We start from the raw sequence: 23,546 nt of genomic DNA, 5'->3' as shown, positions 1-23,546 counted from the left end.
GACCGCCGCCCCAGAAAGGACCGTCCATGCCCCGTTTCGCCGCCCATCGCCGCACCCGCCCGCTCATCGCCCTGATCGCCGCCGCGGGCATGCTCGGCGTTGCCGGCATGGCCGCCAGTGCGCAGGACTCCGGCTTCTCGGAGGCCGAGCGGGCCGAGATCGGCGAGATCGTGCGCCAGTACCTGCTGGCAAATCCCGAGGTGATGCTCGACGTGCAAAGGGCGCTCGAGGATCAGCAGGCGGCGCAGGAACTGGAGCGTCGCAAGCAGGTCATCGCGGCGGCAGGCGAGGAGTTGTTCCGCAATCCGTCCGACCCGGTGCTCGGCAATCCGGCCGGCGACGTCACGGTGGTCGAGTTCTTCGACTACAATTGCGGCTTCTGTCGGCGCGCCATGGCCGACATGGACGCCCTGATCGAATCCGATCCCGGCGTGAGGTTCGTGCTCAAGGAGTTCCCCATTCTGGGCCAGGATTCGCAGGCCGCGCACCGTGTCGCCATGGCCTTCCACCGGGTGATGCCGGAAAGCTATGGCGTGTTCCACGAGCGTCTGATGAACACACAGGAACGGGCCAACGAGCAGAACGCGATGGCCATTGCGCTCGATCTGGGTGCCGACGAGGCCGCACTGCGCAGCGAGATGGACCATCCGGCCATCGCCGCTTCGATCGAATCGACCTATCGGCTCGCCGAGGCGCTCGGGATCTCGGGCACGCCCTCCTATGTGATCGGCAATGAGCTGGTCCCCGGCGCGATGGGCGAATCCGTGCTGCGCGACAGCGTCCACAAGGCCCGCACATGCGCCGAAACCGCCTGCTGAAGCCTTTCCAGGCGACGTGGAAACCGGTTCGCCGTTCGCGACCCGGGCAAGACAGTCACCTGGAGCCGGTCTGCGATTCCGTGAATGGCAGATAAGGTCCGATGCGATTTCGGGATTTGCACCCGGATGCACCGGCGCCCGGGAAACACGGGTCGCAAATGTCGCGGCCGGACCGCCCGCAAGCCGCGGCCGGCCCGATCGGTGACACGTTCAGCGCTCGTGGCGGCGCCGCGACCGGGCGCCACGGGAAGCCTCAGGCCATCGCCTTGTGCAGGTTCTCGTCGACCTTGTCGAGGAAGCCGGTCGTTGTGAGCCATTTCTGGTCGGGGCCGATCAGCAGCGCCAGATCCTTGGTCATGTAGCCGCTTTCGACGGTCTGCACGCACACATCCTCGAGCGTTCTGGCAAACCTGGCGAGCTCGTCATTGCCATCGAGCTTGGCGCGGTGCGCCAGACCCCGCGTCCAGGCGAAGATCGAGGCGATCGAGTTGGTGGAGGTTTCCTCGCCGGCCTGGTGCTGGCGGTAGTGGCGGGTGACCGTGCCGTGCGCGGCCTCGGCCTCGACGGTGTCGCCGTCTGGCGTCATCAGCACCGAGGTCATCAGGCCGAGCGAGCCGAAGCCCTGGGCGACCGTGTCGGACTGCACGTCGCCATCATAGTTCTTGCATGCCCACACATAGCCGCCCGACCATTTCAGGTTCGCAGCCACCATGTCGTCGATCAGCCGGTGCTCGTACCAGATGCCCGCTTCCTTGAAGGCGTCCTCGAACTCGGCCTCGTAGACCTCCTGGAAGATGTCCTTGAAGCGGCCGTCATAGACCTTCATGATCGTGTTCTTGGTTGAAAGGTAGACCGGCACCTTGCGCTGCAGCCCGTAGTTCAGCGAGGCGCGGGCGAAATCGACGATCGAGGCGTCCAGATTGTACATGCCCATGGCGATCCCGGCGCCGGGCGCGTCGAAGATCTCGTATTCCTGCTCGTTGCCGTCCTCGCCGACGAATTTCATGAACAGCTTGCCCTTGCCGGGAAAGCGGAAATCGGTCGCCCGGTACTGGTCGCCGAAGGCGTGGCGGCCGACGATGACCGGCTTGGTCCAGCCGGGCACCAGCCGCGGCACGTTCTTGGCGATGATCGGCTCGCGGAAGATCACCCCGCCCAGGATGTTGCGGATCGTGCCGTTGGGCGAGCGCCACATCTTCTTCAGGCCGAACTCCTCGACGCGCGCCTCGTCGGGCGTGATCGTCGCGCATTTGACGCCCACGCCGTATTTCTTGATCGCATGCGCCGCATCGACGGTGATCTGGTCGTCGGTCGCATCGCGGGACTCGATTCCCAGATCGTAGTATTTCAGGTCGATATCGAGATAGGGGTGGATCAGCTTGTCCTTGATGAACTGCCAGATGATTCGCGTCATCTCGTCCCCATCGAGCTCGACGACGGGGTTTTCGACCTTGATTTTTGCCATGTTTGACCTCGGTGGGAGCGTGCGGAGACGGGCGCCCAACCGGGCCGCCCGAGCGTGGTTGGCGCCGCTATAGCAAAGGGGTCTGGGCGGCGCAAACGCTCCGATCGTCGGTATTTGCGCCCGTCCGATCGCGCCCTTGGCGAAGCGCGCGCGGCGCGATAAGCGGTGCCTTGACTGGACCGCAGGAGATGAGCCGCATGGCCGGAACGGACCGCAACCGGGAGGCGATCGAGGAGGGGCCCGCCGTCATTCTGGTCGAGCCGCAACTCGGCGAGAACATCGGCATGGTGGCCCGCGCCATGGCCAATTTCGGCCTGATCGACCTTCGCATCGTCAATCCGCGCGATGGCTGGCCGAACGACAAGGCCGAAGCGACCGCCAGCGGTGCCGGCTATGTGCTCGCGCGCGCCCGGCTCTATGACGACCTGCCCGCCGCGCTCGCCGATCTGACCTATGTTGTCGCGACCACGGCGCGACGGCGCGACGGGTTCAAGCGCGTGCTCGGGCCGGGCGAGGCCAGCGCCCATCTGCGCGCGCGCTTTGCCGCCGGCCAGCCCACGGGCATGCTGTTCGGGCGCGAGCGTTTCGGCCTCTTCAACGAGGAGGTCGGTCTGGCCGACGACATTGTCACCTTTCCGGTCAATCCGGCCTATGCCTCGCTCAACATCGCCCAGGCGGTGCTGCTGATGGCCTATGAGTTCCTCAAGACCCGCACCGATCAGGCCGACAACCTGCCCTTTGCGGGGCCCGAGTTCGCGCCCGCCCCGCGCGCCGAACTGATCGGCCTTTTCGAGCAGGTCGAGGCGGCGCTCGACGCGCGCGGCTATCTCCGCCCGCCCGAGCGCAAGCCCGCGCAGATCGACAATCTGCGGGCGGTGCTGTCGCGGCCGGGCTTTTCGGTCGACGAGATCCGCCTGCTGCGCGGTGTCGTGTCCTCGCTCGACCGGTTTTCGCCGCAAGCGCCGCGCGGGCAGGGCTCGCCGGGCGACGATTCGCGCCGCCGTCCGGCCAATCCGCCGGTGGGTGCGGGCGGGGCGGACGAGGATGGGTGAGCTGCGCCAGCCCTCGGTGCTGTTCTTCGACAGCGGCATTGGCGGGCTGTCCGTGGTCAAGGAGGCGCGCATCATCCTGCCGGACCTGCGCATCGTCTACGTCGCCGACGATGCGGCCTTTCCCTATGGCGCCTGGCAGGAGGGCGCGCTGCTTGAAAGGCTGCGCAATCTGATGGGCGAGTTGGTCGCGCGCTACCGCCCCGGCCTGATCGTGATCGCCTGCAACACCGCCTCGACGCTCGCGATCGATACGCTGCGCGCCGATTTCCCCGACCAGATCTTCGTCGGCACGGTTCCGGCGATCAAGCCGGCGGCCGAGCGCACGCGGTCCGGGCTCGTCTCGGTGCTGGCCACCCCCGGCACGGTCAGGCGGCAATATACGCGCGAACTGATCCGGCAATACGCCGCCCGGTGCCATGTGCGGCTGGTCGCCAGCGAGACACTGGCCGCGCTGGCCGAGACCTATATGCGCACCGGCTTCGTCGACGAGACCGCGGTGGCGCGCGAGATTGCGCCCTGTTTCGTCCAGGAGGGCGGCCGCCGCACCGACATCGTGGTGCTGGCCTGCACGCACTATCCGTTCCTGGTCAACCGCATGCGCAAGACCGCGCCCTGGCCGGTCGACTGGATCGACACCTCCGAGGCGATCGCCCGCCGCGCGCAGGCGCTGGCCGAAGACATCGCGTTCGGCCCGCGCGATCCGGGCATGAGCGATGTCGCCGGCTTCACCTCCGGCAATCCGGGTGAGGAGGTGCTGCGTCTGGCGCGCGGCTTCGGCCTGCTGCCGGCACTTGCCTGAACCGTGTCCCGGTCACCGGCGGTCACGGATGTTTTATCGCGACGGGCAATCCGTGTATCGGCGATCGGGGAACGGAGATGCGCGGCCGGTGTTGGGCGGTGAGCGAGAGGGAAACGGCAGACACGTTCGCCCCTCGTGACAACGCCAACAAGCCAGGAGGCTGACAATGAAACGCATTCTGATGGCGGTCGCAGCGACCGCACTTATCGCAAGCCCCGCCCTCGCGCAGGACGCCAACGAAGATGACGACGGTCCGGTGGTCCGCAAGGACCTCAGCTCGGCCAATGCCAAGATCGAAGGCAATGCCGTGACCGGAATTTCGGCAGAGACCGACGAGACCGTCTTCCTCGTCCTGCACGACAGTGCGGCCGGCGCTCCGCCCGCTTCGCTTGGGCACGCGACCCTGCAGCCGGGCGAATACACGAACATTCGCATCGACGGCACCGCGCCGCTCGACCCGGCCAACGGTGTCTATGTGATGATGCATCACGACACCAACGGGAACAGCGAATATGACTTCGGCCCCGGCATGACCGATGTCGACGGACCGGTCATGGAAGACGGCGGCGCCATGACCGCGCCGATCAGCCAGTAACCGGCACGAGCCGGTCAGGGACGATGATGTCCGCGGAAAGGCGCCTTCGGGCGCCTTTTTCGTTGCGGGCCGTGGTGCTGCCGGCGCCGCGCCGGGTGCTTGACACCATCGCGCCATTGGCGTATCGCGCGCCGGTCCATCGATTTTCCGTTGACGGACACCGACGTATCCCGCGGGCATTTGCGCAAAGCGTGCGTGCAATGCCCTGTCGGCCGGCATCATGTGTCGGCAGAGGAGGGTGCGTTTCCTTGGTCCGGAGCATGGCGCTCCGGGCTTATTTTTTGAAGGGAATGCCATGAGCAAGCGCAAATCGACCAAGCACAAACTCGACCGCCGCATGGGCGAGAACATCTGGGGCCGGCCCAAATCGCCGGTCAACAGCCGCGAATACGGGCCTGGCCAGCACGGCCAGCGTCGCCGCGGCAAGCTTTCGGACTTTGGCGTGCAGCTTCGCGCCAAGCAGAAGCTGAAGGGCTATTACGGCGACATCTCCGAAAAGCAGTTCCACAAGACCTATGTGGAAGCCGCCCGCCGCAAGGGCGATACGCCCGAGACCATGATCGGCCTGCTCGAAAGCCGGCTTGATGCGATCGTCTATCGGGCCAAGTTCGTGCCGACCATTTTCGCCGCGCGCCAGTTCGTCAACCACGGCCATGTCAAGGTCAATGGCCAGCGCGTGACCATCCCGTCCTATCGCTGCAAGCCGGGCGACGTGATCGAGCTGCGCCAGAAGTCCAAGCAGCTCGCCCTGGTGCTCGAGGCCACACAACTGCCCGAACGCGACGTGCCCGACTATATCGACGTCGATCACAACAAGATGACCGCCACCTATGCCCGCGTGCCGGGCCTTGCCGAGGTTCCCTATCCGGTGATGATGGAGCCCAACCTGGTGGTCGAGTGGTATTCGCGCTGATCACCGCCTGACCGTGCGCAAAAAGGGCCGTCCGCCAGGACGGCCTTTTTGTTTGTGCCAGGCTCGGTTAGAAAGGCCGAACCGTTGCGAGGGGGCATGAGCGTTCACCACCCGGACATCGAGGCGCGCACCGAAGGGCCGGGACCGGCCCTGTTCGCCGGCGCGCCGTCGAGCGTTTCCTTCAACCAGCTGCGCAAGCGGCTGCTGCGCCAGGTGCGACAGGCGCTCGACGATTTCTCGATGCTCACCCCCGGCGCGCGCTGGCTCGTGGCGGTGTCGGGCGGCAAGGATTCCTACGGGCTTCTGGCCTGCCTGATCGATCTTCAGTGGCGCGGCCTGCTGCCGGTCGACCTTCTGGCGTGCAATCTCGATCAGGGCCAGCCGGGCTTTCCCGGGCACGTCCTGCCGCAATGGCTCGCCCGGCACGGCATTGCCCATCGCATCGAATATCGCGACACCTACTCGGTCGTCACCGAGAAGGTGCCCGAGGATCGCACCTATTGCGCGCTGTGCTCGCGGCTCCGGCGCGGTCACCTGTACCGCATCGCGCGCGAGGAGGGCTGCTCGGCGCTGGTGCTCGGCCACCATCGAGAGGACATGCTCGAGACCTTCTTCATGAACCTGTTCCATGGCGGACGACTGGCGACCATGGCGCCCAGGCTGCTCAATGACCAGGGCGATATCGAGGTTTTGCGGCCGCTGGTCTGGTGCGCCGAGGCGGATCTTGCGAAGTTCGCCGCGGCGATGGAATTTCCGATCATCCCCTGCGATCTGTGCGGCTCGCAGGACGGGCTGCAGCGCGATGCGATGAAGACGATGCTCGCCGAAATGGAGGCGAAGATGCCCGGACGCAAGGACACGATGATCCGGGCGCTCGCCAATGTGCGCCCGAGCCATCTGCTCGATCCATCGCTGTTCGACTTTGCGGCGGTTCGCGGCGATCACGCGTCCTGATCGTGCTCGCTGCCGAACAGCCGGCCGCGTTCGGTGAAAAGGACGATGGTCAGCGCCACGGTGCCGTAGAGAAAATAGGCCGCGGCGAGCGGGGTCACGGTGCCGTTGAAGGCCTGGCCGGTCAGCGAGCCGAACACCGCCCCGCCGGTGAACGAGATCATGCCCAGCACCGATGAGGCCGCGCCGGCCACATGGCCGAGCGGCTCCATGGCGAGCGCGTTGAAATTGCCGGCGACCAGCCCGAACGACATCATCACCAGCGCGATCAGCCCGATTGCGACCGGAAACGGCGGCACCATGACCAGGCTGAGCGCCAGCAGCACCCCGCCGAAGACGGTGAAGCTGATCAGCGCGCCATGGGAGATCCGCCGCATGCCCAGCTTGCGCACCATGGTTGCGTTGCCGATCGAGGCGACCGCCATGGCGCTCGCCGTGACCGCGAAGATCACCGCCAGCCAGTCGCCGAGCCCGTAGATCGTCTCCACGATCTGCTGGATCGACACGATGAAGGAGAACAGCCCGCCGAAGAACAAGGTGACGGCGAGCGTGTAGCCAAGCGCGATGCGATTGGTCAGGATCTCGCGAAACGCGGCGATGATGCTGCGCGCGTCGAGCGCACGCCGCTCGCCGGGATCGAGGGTTTCGTTCATGCGCATGCCCGACCACAGCGCCAGCGCGGCTCCGCACGTGCCCAGAAGCGCGAACAGCCAGTGCCAGCCGGCGACCGCGACCACCGCCTGGCCGACGGCCGGCGCACCGATCGGCACCAGCATGAAGACGGTGAACACATAGGACATGATGCGCGCCATTTCCCGGCCGGCATAGCAGTCGCGCACGATGGCATTGGTGGTGATGCGCACCGCCGCCGCGCCGGTGCCCTGCAGGGCCCGGCAGGCCAGAAGCGCCCAGTAGCTGCCGGTCAGCGCCGCACCATAGGAGGCGAGCACGAAGACCAGCAGCCCGGCCAGAAGCACCGGCTTGCGCCCGAAACGGTCGCTGAGCGGGCCGAAGACGATCTGCGTCGGCCCGAAGGCGAGGACGAAGGCGATCAGCACGAATTGTCGGTCATTGGGGTCGGTCAGCCCGAAATCGTCGCCGATCACGGGCAGGGCGGGCAGCATGGAATCGATGGAAAAGGCGACGATCGCGATCAGCGCCGCCATCAGCACGATGAATTCGCGCCCGCCCATGCCGGATTTGTGGGGCCGTGCCGCCCCGCCCGCCGATTCGGTCGTCTGCGCTCTCATGCGGTGGGGCCTTCGCGCAGCGGATCGAGGGCGCGCCAGCCGAATTCGGCCAGCGGCATTGCGGCGCGCCCGATCTCGACGATCGCATCGACGAGCTTGGGCGATGTCACCAGTGCGTCGTCGAGCCCGCGCGAAAAGACGAAACTCCGGTAGAGCATGAAGGGCCGCAAATCCTCGGGCGCATCGTCCATGCCGCGCGGCATGCGCTTGAGATTGCCGTCCGTGTCGAGCGTGTCTGCTCGCGCGGCAAGTGCGGCGATCACCGCGCGCCAGTCATCGCCATGGCCGATGATTCGCCGGCGGAATGCGTGCAGTTCCTCGCTGCCCAGTTGGTGGAAACCGGCCGCCAGAAAGCTGCTCTCGTTGGCGATGTGAAAATAGATGAACCCGTTGTCCTTCTTGGTGCCGGTGCGGCTCATCAGCCCGCTGACATGGGTGTTGTAGGGATCCTTGTTCTTGGAAAAGCGCACATCGCGATGGATGCGAAACAGCGAGGTCTTGCGGCTGCCGCGAAAGGGCAGGCCTGCCTGTTCGAACCGCGCCGAGGCCGCCTCGACCAGGTCGCCGAGCGGCTGCCTGATTTCCGATTCGTACAGCGCTTTGTTTTCGGCGAACCAGTGGCGGTCCTGATGAAAGCCGAGCGCCTTCAGAAAGGGCAGCGCCTTGCCGCCAAAGCCTTGGAATGTAACCGGTTCGGGCATGGGAACGATCGGTATGGGACCGGCGCACCATAGCGCCGGACCCGTTCCTTAGCCGATCGCGGCGAAACGCGCCAGCCGCGCCCGCGCCATTGCTGCCCCCTGGCGGGCGGTGTCTACTGCGCCGCCTCGGCCTTTTCGGTGTAGCCGGCGAGGGTGCCGATGATGACATAGTCGAGGATGGCAACGACCTGCTGCGGTGTATTTGTGACCGCCAGCGCCGCCGCGTCGACCTCCTTGAGCGCGTGGGCATGCTCGTCCTGATGCATGACGATCAGCGCCTTGCCGAGTGCGCTGGCAAAGCCGGCATCGAAGGCCGCGTTCCACTGCTTGTATTTCTCGCCGAAGCGCACGACGACGACATCGGCCTGCTCGAGCAGGGTGCGGGTGCGAATGGCGTTGATCTTGGCGCCCTTGTGGTCGTGCCAGAAAGTGTCGGGCTCGGCGCCCAGGATCGCGACGCCGACATCGTCTGAGGCCTCGTGATGCGTCACCGGGCCGGTGAGCCGGACCGGCAGGCCGGCCTGCGCGACGCCCTCGGCGATCTGGTCGCGCCAGTCGGTGTGGATTTCGCCGGAAAGATAGACGGTCCAGGTCATTGTCGCGTTCCGATTTGCTCGCCGCTGACTACGGCATGAACGAGGCGCCGCGCACGCATGCCGGCGCGGCGATTGCCGGTGTTCCGACGCGGCCGGTCAGCCGCCCGGGCATCATCGGGTCTCAGGCCGCGCCCTTGACGGCGACACCCTTTTCTTCGAGGTGCGTCTGCAATTCGCTGGCCTGGAACATCTCCCGGACGATGTCGCAGCCGCCGACGAACTCGCCCTTCACATAAAGCTGCGGGATCGTCGGCCAGTTCGAATACTGCTTGATGCCCTCGCGCAACGCGTCGTCGGCGAGCACGTTCACGCCCTTGTAGTCGACGCCGAGATAGTCGAGAATCTGGACGACCTGGCCGGAAAATCCGCACTGCGGAAAGCCTGGCGTGCCCTTCATGAAGAGCACGACGTCGTTGCTCTTGACCTCGTTGTCGATGAATTCGTTCATCGCTGCCATTTGATCGTCCTTTCGCATCCGGGTTCAAGGCCCGGCGGTTGGAAATCGGGTTCGGCGCCCGTGGCGCGTCCTCATTTGTAGGAAGCCGGCCGCTCCGGGACAAGCCTACGGCGGCCGAAACCGCCGCCGATCATCGTATCCGGTCGCCCGGTTCGGTTGCCGGTGCGAGCTGCTTGTGCATGACCAGCACGGCCATGGGCTCGCCGCCACGCGTCTGGTGAACCCGGGTCTCGCCGTCGCGATAGCCCAGCGCACGGTAGAAGTCGACGGCGGGCAGGCTCGAACGGATCGCGGTATGGGTATGGCCACGTTCGCGGATCGCCGCCTCGGCGCGCTCGGCAAGCAGGCGCCCCACGCCGCGCCGCTGCCAGGCCGGTTCGACGTAAAGGCCCCGGATCGCGTCGTCGACGCGGCCGCAAAAGCCGATCAGGCGTTCGCCGATGCAGGCAACCTCGAACCACTCGCCGTCATCGGCCAGCCGCCTGTAACTGTCGGCGATCAGGCCGGCCGCCCAGTTGCGCCGCTGGCTCTCGCTGTAGAACCGGTCGGAGGTCGCCAGTATGGCGCGCCGGTGCACGACGGCCATGGTTTCGCCGTCGGCCTGGCGGAACGGCCGCACGACAAGGTCGGAGACCGCCTGGCGCACCCTTCACTCCGGCGCCGATGTCTGCAGGGCCAGCGCGTGCAGAGCGCCGCCCATATTGCCTTGCAGCGCCTGATAGACCATCTGGTGCTGCTGCACGCGGCTCTTGCCGCGAAAGCTCTCCGAGACGACCTCGGCGGCATAGTGATCGCCGTCGCCGGCCAGATCGCGGATCGTGACCTGCGCATCGGGGATCGCGTTCTTGATCATGCGTTCGATGTCATGGGCGTTCATGGGCATTGGTGGCTCCTGAACCGTGGTGGCTGCCTTCTTCTGTTCACAAAACTGTCACATGCAGCGTTGCGTTCATGCGACGCCAACCGGTGGCAGAACTCTTGCACTATACTGACACGACCTTCGAGCCGCACTCCCGATCCGACCTCGCGCGCTTTGCGGGGGCGGCCGCCATCTATGCGCTGGGCCTTGCCATGCTGGTGCGCGCCGACGTGCTTTCGCTTGCCGGCGGCGAAGCCAGTTCGATCGAAACGCTCTCGGCGGCCGCCTATCTGGTCTGCCTGATCGTGTATGCGACGCTGGTCGGCCTCCGGTCGGCGCTGCGGCACTGGTATGTGCCGTCGATCCTGACGATCATGTTTCTGCGCGAGCTCGACCTCGACAATCATGACGGCTGGACCTACGGCCTGTCGCAATCGATGCAGTATTTCGGCCCCGGCGTGCCGCCTTTCGAGCGGCTGGCGTCGCTGGCGATCCTTGGCATCGTGGTGGGCACCACAGCGGTCATGATCGGGCGGCACGCAAGGGCGTTCCTGGCCGGGCTGCGCGATCGACAGGCGCCGGCGCTCTGCATCGCCCTGGCCGCGCTCGTGGCGATGGTCTCCCAATATGCGGACGGCATCGAACGCCGGCTCGCGCCATGGGGCATAACGGTGTCCGAACGCGCCGCGGACGCCTTCATGGTCATCGAGGAGTGCCTGGAGCTGTCCATCCCGGTGCTGCTGGCGACTGCCATCGTCATCGATCTGTCTCGTCGGCGCTCGGTGTTCGCATCGCGCCCGCCGGCGCCGCTCCGGCCATGAAGTCCGGAAACCAGCCCTCATGGGCGCGAAGCATCTCGCCCACAGATATGCTTGCCGAAACCGCTCCGGTCAATGACAAGGCATCGCCGGCCACCACGCCGATGCGGCGGAACGGCACGCCCGCGCCCTCGGCATTGACGGCGAAGAACGTGGCGTTGTCGGCCGGAACGGTGACCACGTAGCGGCCCTGGTCCTCGCCGAACAACAGCGCATGCGGCGGGTGCGTCTGGCCCACCTCGACCGCCATGCCATGGCCCGAGGCGATGCACATCTCTGCCAGCGCGATCGCCAGCCCGCCGTCCGAGACGTCGTGGCAGGCGCTCACCTGGCCGTTCCCGATCGCCGAACGCACGAAATCGCCATTGCGCTTTTCCTGGTAGAGATCGACGGGTGGCGGCGGGCCGTCGCCGCGTTCGGCGATCAAATGGGCATAGGCCGACTGGCCCAGATGCGTGCCGTCGCCGCCCAGAACGAACACCGCATCGCCCGGGACCATGGTGCCGATCCGCGCCATGACGGACCAGTCTGGCAGCAGCCCGACCCCGCCAATGGTCGGCGTGGGCAGGATCGCCTGGCCGTGGGTTTCGTTGTAAAGCGAGACATTGCCCGACACGATGGGAAAGCCCAGCGCCGCGCAGGCTTCGCCGACGCCCTCGATGGCCTTGACGAACTGGCCCATGATCTCTGGGCGCTCGGGATTGCCGAAATTGAGGTTGTCGGTCGCCGCCAGCGGTTCGGCACCGACCGCCGTCAGGTTGCGCCAGCATTCGGCGACGGCCTGCTTGCCGCCTTCGAGTGGGTCGGCCTCGACATAGCGCGGGGTGACATCGCAGGCAAACGCGAGCGCCTTGCTCGGATGGCCGTCGACGCGCACCACACCGGCATCGCCGCCGGGCAACTGCAGCGAATTGCCGCCGATCAGCGTGTCGTACTGCTCCCACACCCAGCGCCGCGAGGACAGGTTCGGCGAGCCCAGCAGGGTCGCGATCGCCGCGCCGTAATCGTCCGGCTCGCCGATCGCCGCATCGTCCCAGTCATGATAGGCGCCGGGCTCGACCCAGGGCCGGTCGTATTCGGGCGCCTCGTCGCCGAGCTCCTTGATCGGCAGGTCGGCGACCCCGTCGCCCTGATGGCGCACGCGGAAGCGCAGATCGTCGGTCGTCTCGCCGACCACGGCGAAGTCGAGCCCCCATTTGGCGAAGATCGCCTCGGCCTGGGTCTTTTTTGCCGGGTCGAGCACCATCAGCATGCGCTCCTGGCTTTCCGAGAGCATCATCTCGTAGGCGCTCATCATCTGTTCGCGCACCGGCACGCGGTCCAGATCGAGCGCGATGCCCAGATCGCCCTTGGCGCCCATCTCGACGGCCGAGCAGGTCAGCCCGGCCGCGCCCATGTCCTGGATGGCGATCACCGCGCCGGTCGCCATCAGTTCGAGGCACGCTTCGAGCAGGCATTTCTCGGTGAACGGATCACCCACCTGCACGGTCGGCCGCTTCTCCTCGATCGTATCGTCGAACTCGGCCGAGGCCATCGTCGCACCGCCGACGCCGTCGCGGCCGGTCCTGGCGCCCAGATAGACGACCGGCAGGCCGACGCCCTCGGCCTTCGACAGGAAGATCGCGTCGGTGTCGGCGATTCCGGCGGCGAACGCGTTGACCAGGCAATTGCCGTTGTATCGGGCGTCGAACCCGACCTCGCCGCCGACCGTCGGCACGCCGAAGGCATTGCCGTAGCCGCCGATCCCGGCGACGACGCCGGCGACCAGATGCCGCGTCCTGGGGTGATCGGGTTCGCCGAATCTGAGCGCGTTCATCGCCGCGACCGGCCGCGCGCCCATGGTGAACACGTCGCGCAATATGCCGCCCATGCCGGTCGCCGCGCCCTGATAGGGCTCGATATAGGAGGGGTGGTTGTGGCTCTCCATCTTGAAGACGACGCACTGGCCGTCGCCGATGTCGACCACGCCGGCATTCTCGCCGGGGCCGTGGATGACCTGCGGGCCCTCGGTCGGCAGGGTGCGCAGCCATTTCTTGGAGCTCTTGTAGGAACAATGCTCGTTCCACATCGCCGAGAAGATGCCCAGTTCGGTGATGGTCGGCTCGCGGCCGATCAGTTCGACAATGCGGGCATATTCGTCCGGCGTCAGACCGTGCGCCTCGATCAGTTCGGGCGTGATGGCAATGGCATTGGGGATCGTCATGGCCGCTATGTAGCGCCGCTCACACCGTTATGCCAGCGACCGCTCACCGCGCACCCAGATATGTCCATCGCCGAAGCAGAGCCTCCATCGGACCGCGCCCGAAGCGCATTCGCCAGACGCTCGACAAGACGATCGAAGCCAGCGCCACCGCAAAGGCGATCGCGGTGCTGCCCGCCACGCCGATCGTGCCGAAAAGGCCCAACCCGTAGGCATTGAAGATCAGCGAGAACAGCAGGCTTTGCAGCAGATAGGCCGTCAGCGTCGCCGTGCCGCCGCGCGCCAGGAAGGCCTTGACCGGCCCGGGCGGGCCGCTTGCCCACTTCGCGATCAGGCCGATATAGCCGGCCGACGACAACGGCGCGAACACCGTAATGATCAACATGCCGAACATCATCTGGGGCGCCAGCGCGCTCTCGGCGGCAAGCAGCACCCACGCGCCGAGCGCGCTGCCAACCAGGCCGACGGGCAGGTAGAGGCGGCGCGCGCGGCGCCAGATCGGCATGTCGGGATCGGCGATCGCCCCGTGCCTGACCGCCGCCAGCCCGAACAGGAAGAAGGAAAAGGCGCCAAAGCCCTGGATGAACAGGCCGAAGACGATGAAATTGGCCCATTCCTCAAGGCGCAGCGCGACCGCTTCGGCGAACGTTCCGGCACCGAATACCTGTTGCGCGCGCGCGGCGGCTTGGTCCATGACGCCGGCGGCCTGCTCGGCCATCACCTCGGGAGCGAACGTCGCGCCGAGCCAGATCAGGACGGCGACCGCGCCCGTGACCAGCACCTGGACGACATAGGCCGCGATCGCCCAGCCGATCAGCGTGCGCGGGCCGGCCTTGCGGAACACGAACAGCACCGCGCCCAGGATCGCGTAGATGATCAGGATGTCGCCCTGGAACAGCAGCGCAACATGCGCCACGCCGAGTATCAGAAGGCCAGCCACCCGGCGCCAGTACTCGCCGGCGAAACCGGTGCCGCGCCGCTCGGCCGACCGCATCTGGTAGGCAAAGCCGACACCGAACATGAACGAGAACAGGGTGTAGGATTTGAGCAGGAACAGCGCGCTGACGGCGAAGTAGGCGGCCGAATCGGCGCCTGATCCGAAGGCGGCGTCGGGATAGCCTGTCACCGCCGGCCAGGCGAGGAACTCGACATTGACAAGGGCGATGCCGAACAGGGCGAAGGCGCGCACCAGGTCGGGCAGGACCTCGCGCCCTGCCGCAGCGGTTTGTGTCCAGTAGCCCATGGGTCTGGTCCTGTTGCCGGGTTGCGGGCCCCGCGTTGAAACCGCTGCGCCCCACTTGTCAATGGCCTGATCGCGCCCCCGGCGCGCTTTGCGCCGTGGCGGCTCAGTTGTAGCTGTGATAGGCCGCCGGGCCGGAATCGAGAAGCCGCCGCAGCGTGCGCACGCCCTGTTGCAGCACCGCCTCGTCCTTGATCGTCGAGGCGAACGCGATGCGCACGCCATGCAGGCGGGTGTCGCCGCGTCCGGCCTTGAATTCGTCCTCGTCGTCGATCCGGATGTTCTCGTCCAGCGCGGCCGCCTTGAACGTTCCCGAAAGCCACGGTTCGGGCAGGCGCAGCCAGACGAAGGGCACATGGTCGCGGCTGTTGAAGTCGCAGCCGGCGAACACGTCGCGCACGATGGCAAGTCGCGACATGGTCTCGGCGCGCACATCGGCGCGCAGCGCCTCGGCGGCGCCCGACAGCACCATCCGCGCGGCAAGCTCGGTCATGACGAAGCTCTTGCCCCCGGTGAGCAGCTTGTGGCTGGCGCTCACGCGCGAAGTCAGGGCAGGGGGGCAGGCCAGCCAGCCGCCGCGCACGCCCGCGGCGGCCGCCTTCGACAGGCCGGAGACGTGGAAGGTTCGCTCGGGGGCAAGGGCGGCGAACGGCGTGTGCGGATCGCGGTCGAGGCTGCCATAAAGGCTGTCTTCGACGATCCACAGATTGTGGCGGCGGGCGATGTCGACGACGGCACGGCGCCGATCCTCGGGCATGGCGATCGTCAGCGGATTGTGCACGGCCGGCATGACGAATATCAGCTTGGGGTGCTGCTGGGCGCAAAGGTTGTCGAGCGAGTCGGGCACGATGCCCTTGTCGTCGACGGCAATGCTGGCCGTGCGCCGGCCGATCAGATGGGCGCTGCGCGGCACGGTGCCATAGGTCAGCGCTTCAACGGCGATCAGGTCGCCCGGGCTCGTCATGGCGGCAATCACCGCCATGATGCCGCCATGGGCACCGTGCACCGGCACGATCCGTTCCGGCTCGGGCTCCCAGCCCGCCCCGGTGGCGATCCAACGGGCGCCGGCGCGCTGCCAGTCCGGCCGGACGCCGCGCACATAGTCGGTGATCCGGTCGTCGCCCTCGCGCAGGATTTCGGCGAGGATCGCCGACATCTGCGCGTAGCTCCGGTCGGAAAAGGCGGCCGAACTGTCGAAGCGGATCGTGCCGTCATCGCCGCTCGTCTCGCTGGCCGCCGGCTTGGGATACCAGTGCGGTTCGCCGCCCGAAGGGGTCCGGCTGGCGCCGGCAACGAACGTGCCGCGTCCGACCTCGCCGGACACCAGCCCGCGCTCGCGCGCCAGCGCATAGGCGCGGCTGACCGTGCCCACGGTCACCCCGATGTCGAAAGCCAGATTGCGCTGCGGCGGCAGCTTGGCGCCGGCGGGCAGAGCACCCGAGACGATGTCCCGCTCGATGCCGTCGGCAAGGCGCACATAGAGCGGGCCGTCGAGGCCGGCAATGTCGGGCATCCAATTTGTCATGGTGACAATTCTGTATATTGATGCAGCAATTGTGTCAATGTATCCCACTTTCTCAAAGACAGGACATCACAAGACGTCAATGAGGCTCGGCAATGGATACAATTGAATCAATCCCGTTTCGGCGTGGACCATTCACCATTGCCGGCGTGCGTTACGAGAACGCCGGCGCGGTGCCGTTCCGCATCTGGATGCGGGTCCTGGGCGCGATGATCGGCGAGAAGCTGGAAAAGCGGCGCACCCGCATTCACCTCAGCGAACTCGATGCCGACGGTCTCGAGGACATCGGCCTTACGGTCGACCAGGCGAACCGGGAAATCCGCAAGTCGCTGCCCTTCTTCGAGCGCCATCGCTGATCGGGCTGGCTTGGCCCATTGTCGTTCTCGCGCAGCGGCCGCGGCCGCCCCGATCGCGCTCGCCGCTCATCCGCACCCCTGGCGCCCGGCGCTCCAGGCCAGAATGTCCCGATTGATTCGCCCCGACAGTCCCCGGCCGGCGAGCGGGCCGAACGTTGTCAGCCGCACCGGGTCGCCCGTCGCGGTGATGACGAGTTCGGGCAGGGCCTGCGGCTCCCCGCGGGCGACGACCAGGATGCGTGGCGCACCGGCCGCCGTGTCGAGTTCGGGCACCAGCGCGTAGGGTGCAAACCGGCGGTCGCCGCTTCTGACCCAGCATTCAAGCGCCCTTTCGTTGATCCGCTGAAGCGCAACCAGCGCGGTATCGGCATCGACCTGCGCCTCGAGCGGCCCGCCGGGCGGCTCGAAGGTCTGACAGCCGGCGAGCCCGGCAAGCGACAGCGCTGCAACAAATGCGCCCAAATGCGGCGCAAACACGCTTTTCTCGGGGGCCGAATCACGCATAGGCTCGTCCGAACGGGGTCAAGGCGGCCGAAGCGTCGCCGGTCAGGCAAGCCAACGCAACCGAGCAATGACGAAGACCGGGGGACACTGCCATGTCTTACATCAAACGAGCAAGCGGCTTGGCCGCCGCCGCTTTGCTGGCCGGCGCTGCCACGGCCGGCATGCCGGCAATTGCCGCCGAGGAGCCGGCGAGCCGTGAGCTCCTGCTGCGCAAGGCCGTCGGGTTCAGCCAATGCCCGCGGGCCATCGAGGCGATGCTGTCGAATATCGGCGCCAGCGACCGGCATGTGTCGGTGACCGCCGACACCGCCGCCCATTACCGCGTCAAGCTGGTCTCGATCGACGCCAATCTGGTGTTCTTGTGCAACGCGGTGACCGAACAGATCACCGTCACGCGCACGACGCCGGGCGAACTGGTCAGCGCCGCCCGATAGGGCCCGCATCGCGCGGGCGCATCGGCTCGATCCGTCCGCGATGGCTGCTGCGTCAGTAGTGCAGGACGAGCCGGCCGTTGCCAATCTCCAGGCGCTGATCGGCGGCCAGATTGCTCAGCACGAGGCTCAGATGCGGCCGCGAAAAGCGCGTGAATCGCGCCATCTGCGAGATGGTGAACGGCCATTCGAGTTCGCCGGTCATCGTCGTTTCGTCGGCATTGGGATCGTTGCGCGAAATCTTGATGGCGTTGCGGACATAGCTGAGGATCTTGTCTTCGGCACGGCCCTGGTTGATCGTGGCCGACGCGCTGACGAGCAGCGAGAAATCCTCCGCGCACCAGGCAGAAATCAGCTTCATGAATTCCCTGTCTTGGGCCAGCGATGCCGAAGCGTCCGGATCGATCGAATCGACCACGCATGTGGTCATCGCCACTTGCGACATCGCGTGCTGGCCGTTGACGAAGCTCGGAGCCGTCCACACGCCCCGATATATCGGTACGGCGATATCGTAGTCACCATCGTCGGTCGTCTTGTAGGAAAGGGCTATGCCCGAGCGGAACCAGAAAAGCCCCTGATGCTCCATGCCCGTTGTGTAAAGATGCTGGCCCTTGTGGAAGGCGCGGCGCCTGAGCCTGCTTTCGACATGGCGGCGCAGCGCCGGACTGAGACTTTCATAGGGGGAGTCGTTGAAACTGATTGCCATGCGTCTGGAACGGTTGCGAACGCGATTTAGCGTTAGCGACCGATCCGCGCGTGTCAAAACGAGAATCGCGGTTTTCCGGCCGTTCAAACCGTGGGTTGCGACGCTGGCCTGCGCGCACGCAACTGCAGCGCGCGGCTGGCCGCTCGCCCCCGATCAGGGGTTGTGGTTCGGCGCGCGCCCGCGCGAATTGGCACGATCGCCGAGGCGCGATGCCGTCAATCGGCGGCCGACCTGCGCAGCGAATCGGCATCGGCGCCATCGAGATCGGCGCGCACCAGCGCGGCGACCAGATCGGCGAACCCCTCGTCCGGCACCAGCGTGCTCAACTCGGCCGCCGTGTCGGGCAGGCCCAGCTTGCGGGCACCATTGCATGCCTTCTTGTCGGCCAGCGGATAGTTCTCGCGCCAGGCGATCTGCGCCTCGCGCAGGAAGATGTCGGCGCCGACATCGCCGATGCCCTTGAACCGGGTCAGAAGCTCGTGCTCGCGCGCCGGATCGCGACCGGCTTCCTCGCGCAGCTTGCGCAGATCGCCGTCATAGCGCTCGAGCAGCATCTGCGCCACATCGCCCAGCATGCTCGATGTACGCTCGTCATAGCGCGCATAGCCGGACTGGTTGAGGCAGCGGGTGCGCTCTTCCCAGGTGCTCTGGGCCATCTTTTCGGCGGTGGTCCATCCGTTCTCTGCGAGCGCCTTGGCGCCGCGCATGGCCAGATCGGCGGAAATGCGGGCGCTGAGCAGAAGGCTCGCGCACAGCCATCGAAACAGCACCGACGGCGTGTTCCGGCTGAGGTCGAGGCCCAGTTCGGCAGAATAGCTGCGGCCGTAGCGCGCGAGCAGGGCCTTGACGGTATCGGCGGTTTCGGTGTCGGGCATGGCGCGTGCCTCCCTGTCGCATCCGGTCCGGTTGCACGGGTAACGCGAGAGGCGCGCAAATCGATCAATGCCGGCTCGCCTAGGCCAGCCAACCCAGCGCCGTGCCGCTCGAGAACAACCAGGCTCCGGCGCCGAACATGCCCAGCGTGGAAGCAACGCTCAAGGCGATGAACAGCCCGTCGCGGACCGTCAAGCCGACCGCCAGGATCAGCATGGCGATGGCCGGCGGAACGATGCCTCCGGGGACCAGTGCACCGATCGTCATGGCCAGCGCCAGGCACGTGGCGACGAGCGCCCCGAACCACGATAGCGGCGGCTCGGTCAGAAAGCCCCAGCGCGGCCGCAGCACGCGTTCGAGCCGCAGCGCCCAGGGCTTGATCGCCTCGATCGCCGCGTCGAGCTTGGACTTGGGAAGGGTCATGGTCGAAAGCCGCCGTGGCAGCCAGGGCTTTTGCAGGCCGAACAGCATCTGCAGCGCAAAGACCAGCACGATCAGCGCCATGACGATCGACACCCCGGGCAGCGCGCCGATGATCGGCATGACGGCGAGCAGCGCCGGCAACAGCAGCGCCGGTCCGAACGTGGCTCGGCCGAGCCGCTCCATCAGCGTGCCCACGCTGATGCGTTCGCCCGTTCGGCACGCCTGAATGCGCTCGAGCAGATCGACAAGCGAATCCTGTGCGCCGGTCTCGGTCATCCCTGCCAAAGCTCCATCAACGCGCTGCGTCAGACAGCGCTGGCTGGCGCCTCGTGCCACGTTTTCATGGCTTAAGCTAGGCACGGTTTGCGCGCCCGGCAAAGGCGGCGGGCCGGGCGTCGCAACGGCGTGCGCAAGGCCGGCCGGCCGCCGGGCGTGGCCGAATCACCGACGCCGATTCGCCCGTCCTTGCGCGTTCGGCCGGCCGCCGATCGCCTGCAACCGGAATCGATGCGGCTTCTTCGTGGGGAGTCCTGCACGAGGACGTTTTCGTCGGCTCCGAATATGTCGGGAGGGTTGTGATAATATATATCCTGAGTAAATGGAGTTCTCATCTAGAAAATACGGTCTCGGTCATCAAAAAACAAGAGAAATATCGATTTTAGTGCAGTGAAAGCGTTTGTCATAGAGCAGATATAGTTTGCTTTGTGCGCAGAATGCCGCGCGGATTGTTCGAAGCGTCCATCGGCAGCGCTGCGGCCGCAACACTTGATTAACCATCCTCTATCGCAACCGTATGCAACCTGAGGAAGAAAGTTTGCTTTAAATAAATCCATTGGTTGCGCCCTCTCATGGCCCCGCTATAAGGCGAAGCGGTTCGGTCGGCGTTCTACGGCCATCTCGGCTGCTTGTGAGCACAACCCAGGGATGAGAGCCATCATGACACTACTACGTAAACGATTAGGGCTGGCGTCCGCCACGGTCCCGATCGCCGCGGCAACGCTGTTCGCCGCACCGGCTCTGGCGCAGATCGCGCCGGCCGGCTCGGTGATCGGCAACCAGGCGACGGCGGTCTACACCACCGCCGGCGGTCTTCAGGTGACCGTCCAGTCCAACCTGGTCGAAACGCTCGTCAACCAGATCGCCGCGGTCGATCTGGAATCGTCCTATGACGGCGTCCAGGCCGATGCCGGAACGCCCGAGCTTGATGACGCGCTCGTCGGCGCCAAGACCGCTTCGGACCAGGGCGGTTTGGTCTCCTTCGCGCATACGATCGAGAACCTCGGCAACGGCGTCGATACCTTCAATCTGTCGGTCGCCAATACGGGCTTCGCCACGGGCACCGTCGAGATCTTCCCCGACGCCGACGCCAACGGCGTTGCCGACAGCACAACGCCCATCACCGCTACGCCGCCGCTGGCAGCCGGCGAGGTGTTCGGCATCGTCGTCCAGGCGAACTACCCGGCCGGAGCCGCGGGCAGCGAGACCGACACGCCGATCCAGATCGAGGCCGAGTCTGTCTTCGACACCAACAAGACCGACGCCGTCAATGACGACATCATCTATCAGTCCGGTGCGATCGTCCTCACCAACAAGTCGATCACGCCGTCCAATGGCGCGCCGGGCGACACGGTCACCGTCACGCTGTCCTATCAGAATGCCGGCGGCGCGCCGGGCGTGGTCCGCATCAAGGACCCGCTGCCGCCCGAACTGACCTATACGCCGGGCTCGGCCAGCTGGTCGTTCGGCGGCACGCTCACCGATGACCATACCGACGGGGTCGACGCAACCGCGGGCACCGGCGACACCATCGATTTCGGCGTCGCGTTGGCGAGCGCCTTGTCGGTCGACGACTTCGACACCGGCAACGATCGCCAGACGATCCTGTTCACGGTCGATGACGTTCCGGTCGGCACCGTCGGCGAGGTGACGTTCCAGGCGACCATCACCGGCGGCACGCCTGCGGGTACCTACAACAACCGGGTCTATGCCTGCGTGGGCGCGACCTGCGATCCCGACGACCCGGGGCCGAACCCGCCCTTCACGGTGAACGCCGATCTGGGCGTCACGCTTGCCGACAGCCAATCCGGCACGACGCCGCCGGCGACCGACACCTATCCGGACGATCCGGCCGGTTTGGGCGGTACGCTTGCATCGAGCACGGACACCGATAGCGACACCACAAATGACGTTGTGGAAGAGGATGGCACCAACGGCAACATCACCGCGACGCCGACCAATCAGTGGGCGGCGGGCTCGGAGATTCCGTTCTCCTTCATCCTGTCCAACGATTCCAACGCCACCGAGACATTCAACCTGACCGAGCGCGACACCACGGCTGACTTGGCCGGAACGACGCCCTTGCCGGGCATCACGCCGACAGCGGACTTCCCCGGTTCGACCACCTTCCGCTTTGAAACGGCGTCGGGCCAGGTCATCCTCGACACCGATTCCGACGGCAATCCGGACGTTACGGTGCCTGCCGGCGGTGCGGTCGAGATCGTGCTGATCGCCGACCTCGATCCGGCCGAGTCGCGGTCCGACACGGCGCCCCCATGGGTGCGTGAGGTGGTCGCCACCGCCCAGTCGGACACCAACATCGTCAACGAATCGGTTGCGCTTCTGAGTTCGGCGGTGGTTGCCGACACGGTCGACCTCAAGAACGATGACGGCGGCATTGTGGCGACGGCCGGCACCAATCCGGACGACGACGCCACCAATTCCGGAAATCCTTGGGTCACGCAGACCACCGATCCGGGCACGACGGTCGATTTCGCGCTGGTGATCGAGAACACCTCGGTGACGCCGCAGAGCTTTGACCTGCAGTTCTACGCCGACCCGAACACGACGACGCCACCCCCCGGCTCGCCGATCGGCGACGGCCTGGCGCCCGGCACCGGCCTGCCGGCGAACTGGAACGTGCAGTTCCTCGACGGCACCACGCCTTCCAACAACACCGGCGTTCTGGCCGCGGGCGGCACCAAGACGATCACCGCGCGAGTGACGGTGCCGGCCGATGCCAAGCCGGGCGATGTCGACATCTGGTTCAAGGCAATCTCGCCGACCACCGGGGCCTTCGACGTCAAGCTCGACCGGGTGACGGTCAACGCGATCGTCGATCTGCAGATCACGCCCGACCAGACCGGCCAGGCCACCTCGGGCGGAACCGCGGTGCTCACGCACACCCTGTCCAATGTCGGCAATGTCGGCATCACCGATGGCGCGCTGTCGGTGACCACGCCGTTCCTGACCTTTTCGAGCGTCATCCTGGTCGACAGCAACAATGACGGCGTGCTCGATGCCGGCGACGCTGCCGTGACCTCCATCACCGAGGTCATGACCGCAGCGGGCGCAAACATCGGCAATGCCGATGCGACCCTCGACCCCGGCGAAAGCGTGCTGCTGTTCCACCGCGTCCAGGTGCCGCCCGGCGCGCTGGACGGCACCTCCGAGCAGGCGGTGATCACCATCGACAGCGCCCTGACCGACGCCGCCCCCGGCGCGGTCACCGACGGCAATACCGCCAACAACGCCGTCACCGACACGGTCACCGTCGTCTCGGGCAACCTGCAGCTGGTCAAGGAGCAGGCGCGCGACGATGACTGTGACGGGACGGCGGACACGGCCTTCCAGCAGGGCCAGCTTCCGGGCAGTCCGGGCCAGTGCATCGTCTACCGCGTGACGGCCACCAATACCGGCGGCGGCGATGCCGAAGGCGTCGAGATCAGGGACCAGACGCCGGCATTCACGACCTATGAGGCCGTGGCCGGCTTCGCCGACGTCGACGACGGCTCGGTTGGCGGCACCATCAGCACCGAGCCAGGACAGGGTGCCACCGGTGACGTCATCGCCACATACGGCACGCTGTCGCCGGGCGAAACGGCGGTGCTGACCTTCATCGTCGAAATCGACGGCAATCTGGGCAACGACACGTCCGGCGCGTCCACGCCGCTCCAGGCGGCCAACTAGCCGGCAACGGGGTGGGCCCGCGCGGCCCGCCCCGTTCGGGCACGTAACCTC

The 23,546-nt window shown here is 66.4% G+C and carries 24 protein-coding genes; 10 read left to right on the top strand and 14 right to left on the bottom strand.

All coding sequences use genetic code 11. The features are described from left to right. The first annotated feature begins 26 nt into the window (after positions 1–26). Positions 27–818 carry a DsbA family protein gene (locus RBB34_RS04650; protein WP_306118021.1) on the top strand — a complete coding sequence of 264 codons (792 nt, stop codon included), beginning with the start codon at positions 27–29 and terminating at the stop codon, positions 816–818. 253 nt (positions 819–1,071) lie between these two features. On the opposite strand, the gene RBB34_RS04645 is transcribed toward RBB34_RS04650, so the two are convergent. Beyond that, positions 1,072–2,283 carry an NADP-dependent isocitrate dehydrogenase gene (locus tag RBB34_RS04645; RefSeq protein ID WP_306118020.1) on the bottom strand — a complete coding sequence of 404 codons (1,212 nt, stop codon included), beginning with the start codon at positions 2,281–2,283 and terminating at the stop codon, positions 1,072–1,074. Positions 2,284–2,480: 197 nt separating this feature from the next. Here RBB34_RS04645 and RBB34_RS04640 point away from each other — a divergent pair, with 197 nt between their 5' ends. The 5 genes from RBB34_RS04640 (at position 2,481) to ttcA (ending at position 6,596) form a co-directional block, all read left to right on the top strand. Beyond that, entirely contained in the window at positions 2,481–3,335 is an 855-nt protein-coding gene (locus RBB34_RS04640; protein WP_306118019.1) for an RNA methyltransferase, read from the top strand. Continuing rightward, complete coding sequence (murI, locus tag RBB34_RS04635; RefSeq protein ID WP_306118018.1) at positions 3,328–4,134, top strand: glutamate racemase; 807 nt, start codon at positions 3,328–3,330, stop codon at positions 4,132–4,134. The genes RBB34_RS04640 and murI overlap by 8 nt, the downstream gene beginning before the upstream one ends. 166 nt (positions 4,135–4,300) lie before the next feature. After that, on the top strand, positions 4,301–4,729 hold the full coding sequence (locus RBB34_RS04630; protein ID WP_306118017.1) for a hypothetical protein: 429 nt from the start codon (positions 4,301–4,303) through the stop codon (positions 4,727–4,729). Positions 4,730–5,024: 295 nt separating this feature from the next. Next, a complete protein-coding gene (rpsD, locus tag RBB34_RS04625) occupies positions 5,025–5,642 on the top strand; it encodes a 30S ribosomal protein S4 (RefSeq protein ID WP_306118016.1) in 618 nt (205 codons plus the stop codon). A 96-nt stretch (positions 5,643–5,738) separates the two neighbouring features. Beyond that, positions 5,739–6,596, top strand: coding sequence for a tRNA 2-thiocytidine(32) synthetase TtcA (ttcA, locus tag RBB34_RS04620; RefSeq protein WP_306118015.1), 858 nt, complete (start codon positions 5,739–5,741; stop codon positions 6,594–6,596). On the opposite strand, the gene RBB34_RS04615 is transcribed toward ttcA, so the two are convergent. The 6 genes from RBB34_RS04615 to RBB34_RS04590 all read right to left on the bottom strand — a co-directional run bounded on the left by RBB34_RS04615 (position 6,584) and on the right by RBB34_RS04590 (position 10,480). Continuing rightward, positions 6,584–7,843, bottom strand: a complete 1,260-nt coding sequence (locus RBB34_RS04615) for a multidrug effflux MFS transporter (protein WP_306118014.1) — start codon at positions 7,841–7,843, stop codon at positions 6,584–6,586. The two genes, ttcA and RBB34_RS04615, sit on opposite strands and share 13 nt — an antisense overlap. Continuing rightward, positions 7,840–8,544, bottom strand: a complete 705-nt coding sequence (locus RBB34_RS04610; protein WP_306118013.1) for a TIGR02453 family protein — start codon at positions 8,542–8,544, stop codon at positions 7,840–7,842. The genes RBB34_RS04615 and RBB34_RS04610 overlap by 4 nt, the downstream gene beginning before the upstream one ends. Before the next feature lie 113 nt (positions 8,545–8,657). After that, positions 8,658–9,140 (bottom strand): YtoQ family protein, encoded by a 483-nt coding sequence (locus tag RBB34_RS04605; protein ID WP_306118012.1) that lies wholly within the window; start codon positions 9,138–9,140, stop codon positions 8,658–8,660. 121 nt (positions 9,141–9,261) lie between these two features. Beyond that, on the bottom strand, positions 9,262–9,597 hold the full coding sequence (gene grxD / locus RBB34_RS04600) for a Grx4 family monothiol glutaredoxin (protein WP_306118011.1): 336 nt from the start codon (positions 9,595–9,597) through the stop codon (positions 9,262–9,264). 130 nt (positions 9,598–9,727) lie between these two features. Then, positions 9,728–10,243 carry a GNAT family N-acetyltransferase gene (locus tag RBB34_RS04595; protein WP_306118010.1) on the bottom strand — a complete coding sequence of 172 codons (516 nt, stop codon included), beginning with the start codon at positions 10,241–10,243 and terminating at the stop codon, positions 9,728–9,730. A 3-nt stretch (positions 10,244–10,246) separates the two neighbouring features. Then, positions 10,247–10,480 carry a BolA family transcriptional regulator gene (locus tag RBB34_RS04590; protein WP_306118009.1) on the bottom strand — a complete coding sequence of 78 codons (234 nt, stop codon included), beginning with the start codon at positions 10,478–10,480 and terminating at the stop codon, positions 10,247–10,249. An 83-nt stretch (positions 10,481–10,563) separates the two neighbouring features. Between RBB34_RS04590 and RBB34_RS04585 the strand changes: the two genes are divergently transcribed. After that, positions 10,564–11,277 (top strand): hypothetical protein, encoded by a 714-nt coding sequence (locus tag RBB34_RS04585; RefSeq protein WP_306118008.1) that lies wholly within the window; start codon positions 10,564–10,566, stop codon positions 11,275–11,277. Here RBB34_RS04585 and purL read toward each other — a convergent pair. From purL to RBB34_RS04570, 3 genes are all read right to left on the bottom strand, one after another. Next, on the bottom strand, positions 11,213–13,477 hold the full coding sequence (purL, locus tag RBB34_RS04580) for a phosphoribosylformylglycinamidine synthase subunit PurL (RefSeq protein WP_306118007.1): 2,265 nt from the start codon (positions 13,475–13,477) through the stop codon (positions 11,213–11,215). The two genes, RBB34_RS04585 and purL, sit on opposite strands and share 65 nt — an antisense overlap. Positions 13,478–13,520: 43 nt before the next feature. Continuing rightward, positions 13,521–14,717 carry a DUF418 domain-containing protein gene (locus RBB34_RS04575; protein WP_306118006.1) on the bottom strand — a complete coding sequence of 399 codons (1,197 nt, stop codon included), beginning with the start codon at positions 14,715–14,717 and terminating at the stop codon, positions 13,521–13,523. Positions 14,718–14,820: 103 nt separating this feature from the next. After that, positions 14,821–16,239, bottom strand: a complete 1,419-nt coding sequence (locus RBB34_RS04570; RefSeq protein ID WP_306118005.1) for a PLP-dependent aminotransferase family protein — start codon at positions 16,237–16,239, stop codon at positions 14,821–14,823. 92 nt (positions 16,240–16,331) lie between these two features. Between RBB34_RS04570 and RBB34_RS04565 the strand changes: the two genes are divergently transcribed. Next, positions 16,332–16,592, top strand: coding sequence for a DUF1127 domain-containing protein (locus RBB34_RS04565; RefSeq protein WP_306118004.1), 261 nt, complete (start codon positions 16,332–16,334; stop codon positions 16,590–16,592). Between the two features lie 66 nt (positions 16,593–16,658). Here the strand turns inward: RBB34_RS04565 and RBB34_RS04560 are convergent, their stop codons facing one another. Then, positions 16,659–17,096: a hypothetical protein gene (locus tag RBB34_RS04560; protein ID WP_306118003.1), complete on the bottom strand. Its 438-nt coding sequence runs from the start codon at positions 17,094–17,096 to the stop codon at positions 16,659–16,661. Positions 17,097–17,188: 92 nt separating this feature from the next. Between RBB34_RS04560 and RBB34_RS04555 the strand changes: the two genes are divergently transcribed. Further along, positions 17,189–17,530: a hypothetical protein gene (locus tag RBB34_RS04555; RefSeq protein WP_306118002.1), complete on the top strand. Its 342-nt coding sequence runs from the start codon at positions 17,189–17,191 to the stop codon at positions 17,528–17,530. 52 nt (positions 17,531–17,582) lie between these two features. Here the strand turns inward: RBB34_RS04555 and RBB34_RS04550 are convergent, their stop codons facing one another. From RBB34_RS04550 to RBB34_RS04540, 3 genes are all read right to left on the bottom strand, one after another. Continuing rightward, the gene (locus RBB34_RS04550; RefSeq protein WP_306118001.1) at positions 17,583–18,233 is read right to left on the bottom strand and encodes a Crp/Fnr family transcriptional regulator; all 651 of its coding nucleotides are present in this window, start codon (positions 18,231–18,233) and stop codon (positions 17,583–17,585) included. Positions 18,234–18,448: 215 nt separating this feature from the next. Then, positions 18,449–19,108 (bottom strand): hypothetical protein, encoded by a 660-nt coding sequence (locus tag RBB34_RS04545; RefSeq protein ID WP_306118000.1) that lies wholly within the window; start codon positions 19,106–19,108, stop codon positions 18,449–18,451. 79 nt (positions 19,109–19,187) lie between these two features. Further along, a complete protein-coding gene (locus tag RBB34_RS04540; protein ID WP_306117999.1) occupies positions 19,188–19,805 on the bottom strand; it encodes an exopolysaccharide biosynthesis protein in 618 nt (205 codons plus the stop codon). 660 nt (positions 19,806–20,465) lie between these two features. On the opposite strand from RBB34_RS04540, the gene RBB34_RS04535 reads away from it, so the two are divergent. Beyond that, positions 20,466–23,495, top strand: a complete 3,030-nt coding sequence (locus RBB34_RS04535; protein ID WP_306117998.1) for a hypothetical protein — start codon at positions 20,466–20,468, stop codon at positions 23,493–23,495. The last annotated feature ends 51 nt before the right edge of the window (positions 23,496–23,546 follow it).

Source organism: Roseitalea sp. MMSF_3546 (assembly GCF_030732865.1).
Classification (GTDB): Bacteria; Pseudomonadota; Alphaproteobacteria; order Rhizobiales; family Rhizobiaceae; genus Roseitalea.
Note: the sequence above shows the minus strand (reverse complement) of the source record. Positions and strands in the feature narration are given on the sequence as shown.

Bases quoted from the DNA above. Each gene is read 5' to 3' on its own strand.
- RBB34_RS04645 (WP_306118020.1), bottom strand. From the start codon at position 2,283: ATGGCAAAAATCAAGGTCGAAAACCCCGTCGTCGAGCTCGATGGGGAC.
- RBB34_RS04610 (WP_306118013.1), bottom strand. From the start codon at position 8,544: ATGCCCGAACCGGTTACATTCCAAGGCTTTGGCGGCAAGGCGCTGCCC.
- RBB34_RS04640 (WP_306118019.1), top strand. From the start codon at position 2,481: ATGGCCGGAACGGACCGCAACCGGGAGGCGATCGAGGAGGGGCCCGCC.
- RBB34_RS04550 (WP_306118001.1), bottom strand. From the start codon at position 18,233: ATGGCAATCAGTTTCAACGACTCCCCCTATGAAAGTCTCAGTCCGGCG.
- RBB34_RS04545 (WP_306118000.1), bottom strand. From the start codon at position 19,108: ATGCCCGACACCGAAACCGCCGATACCGTCAAGGCCCTGCTCGCGCGC.
- RBB34_RS04615 (WP_306118014.1), bottom strand. From the start codon at position 7,843: ATGAGAGCGCAGACGACCGAATCGGCGGGCGGGGCGGCACGGCCCCAC.
- ttcA (WP_306118015.1), top strand. From the start codon at position 5,739: ATGAGCGTTCACCACCCGGACATCGAGGCGCGCACCGAAGGGCCGGGA.
- RBB34_RS04570 (WP_306118005.1), bottom strand. From the start codon at position 16,239: ATGACAAATTGGATGCCCGACATTGCCGGCCTCGACGGCCCGCTCTAT.
- rpsD (WP_306118016.1), top strand. From the start codon at position 5,025: ATGAGCAAGCGCAAATCGACCAAGCACAAACTCGACCGCCGCATGGGC.
- RBB34_RS04630 (WP_306118017.1), top strand. From the start codon at position 4,301: ATGAAACGCATTCTGATGGCGGTCGCAGCGACCGCACTTATCGCAAGC.
- RBB34_RS04560 (WP_306118003.1), bottom strand. From the start codon at position 17,096: ATGCGTGATTCGGCCCCCGAGAAAAGCGTGTTTGCGCCGCATTTGGGC.
- grxD (WP_306118011.1), bottom strand. From the start codon at position 9,597: ATGGCAGCGATGAACGAATTCATCGACAACGAGGTCAAGAGCAACGAC.
- RBB34_RS04535 (WP_306117998.1), top strand. From the start codon at position 20,466: ATGACACTACTACGTAAACGATTAGGGCTGGCGTCCGCCACGGTCCCG.
- RBB34_RS04575 (WP_306118006.1), bottom strand. From the start codon at position 14,717: ATGGGCTACTGGACACAAACCGCTGCGGCAGGGCGCGAGGTCCTGCCC.
- RBB34_RS04540 (WP_306117999.1), bottom strand. From the start codon at position 19,805: ATGACCGAGACCGGCGCACAGGATTCGCTTGTCGATCTGCTCGAGCGC.
- purL (WP_306118007.1), bottom strand. From the start codon at position 13,477: ATGACGATCCCCAATGCCATTGCCATCACGCCCGAACTGATCGAGGCG.
- RBB34_RS04590 (WP_306118009.1), bottom strand. From the start codon at position 10,480: ATGCCCATGAACGCCCATGACATCGAACGCATGATCAAGAACGCGATC.
- RBB34_RS04565 (WP_306118004.1), top strand. From the start codon at position 16,332: ATGGATACAATTGAATCAATCCCGTTTCGGCGTGGACCATTCACCATT.
- RBB34_RS04555 (WP_306118002.1), top strand. From the start codon at position 17,189: ATGTCTTACATCAAACGAGCAAGCGGCTTGGCCGCCGCCGCTTTGCTG.
- RBB34_RS04605 (WP_306118012.1), bottom strand. From the start codon at position 9,140: ATGACCTGGACCGTCTATCTTTCCGGCGAAATCCACACCGACTGGCGC.
- murI (WP_306118018.1), top strand. From the start codon at position 3,328: ATGGGTGAGCTGCGCCAGCCCTCGGTGCTGTTCTTCGACAGCGGCATT.
- RBB34_RS04650 (WP_306118021.1), top strand. From the start codon at position 27: ATGCCCCGTTTCGCCGCCCATCGCCGCACCCGCCCGCTCATCGCCCTG.